Here is a 929-nt window from a genome sequence, read left to right as displayed (position 1 = left end):
GCGTATATCTGGCCCGTACATCGCGAAGCAGCAAGAACATGTGAGCAAAAGGCCAGCAAAAGGCCAGGAACCGTAAAAAGGCCGCGTTGCTGGCGTTTTTCCATAGGCTCCGCCCCCCTGACGAGCATCACAAAAATCGACGCTCAAGTCAGAGGTGGCGAAACCCGACAGGACTATAAAGATACCAGGCGTTTCCCCCTGGAAGCTCCCTCGTGCGCTCTCCTGTTCCGACCCTGCCGCTTACCGGATACCTGTCCGCCTTTCTCCCTTCGGGAAGCGTGGCGCTTTCTCATAGCTCACGCTGTAGGTATCTCAGTTCGGTGTAGGTCGTTCGCTCCAAGCTGGGCTGTGTGCACGAACCCCCCGTTCAGCCCGACCGCTGCGCCTTATCCGGTAACTATCGTCTTGAGTCCAACCCGGTAAGACACGACTTATCGCCACTGGCAGCAGCCACTGGTAACAGGATTAGCAGAGCGAGGTATGTAGGCGGTGCTACAGAGTTCTTGAAGTGGTGGCCTAACTACGGCTACACTAGAAGAACAGTATTTGGTATCTGCGCTCTGCTGAAGCCAGTTACCTTCGGAAAAAGAGTTGGTAGCTCTTGATCCGGCAAACAAACCACCGCTGGTAGCGGTGGTTTTTTTGTTTGCAAGCAGCAGATTACGCGCAGAAAAAAAGGATCTCAAGAAGATCCTTTGATCTTTTCTACGGGGTCTGACGCTCAGTGGAACGAAAACTCACGTTAAGGGATTTTGGTCATGAGATTATCAAAAAGGATCTTCACCTAGATCCTTTTAAATTAAAAATGAAGTTTTAGCACGTGCTATTATTGAAGCATTTATCAGGGTTATTGTCTCATGAGCGGATACATATTTGAATGTATTTAGAAAAATAAACAAATAGGGGTTCCGCGCACATTTCCCCGAAAA

Annotated in this window: 1 pseudogene; it reads left to right on the top strand. The window is 49.6% G+C overall.

The window, feature by feature from the left end:
* Positions 1–350: 350 nt before the first annotated feature.
* Positions 351–476: pseudogene (locus PGH32_RS24765) on the top strand (replication initiation protein); the annotation flags it as partial.
* Positions 477–929 lie beyond the last annotated feature (453 nt).

Source organism: Erwinia sp. SLM-02 (assembly GCF_037450285.1).
In the GTDB taxonomy this organism is placed as follows: Bacteria; Pseudomonadota; Gammaproteobacteria; order Enterobacterales; family Enterobacteriaceae; genus Erwinia.
The sequence above is the reverse complement of the archived record's forward strand: the minus strand, read 5'-3'. Positions and strand labels throughout refer to the sequence as shown.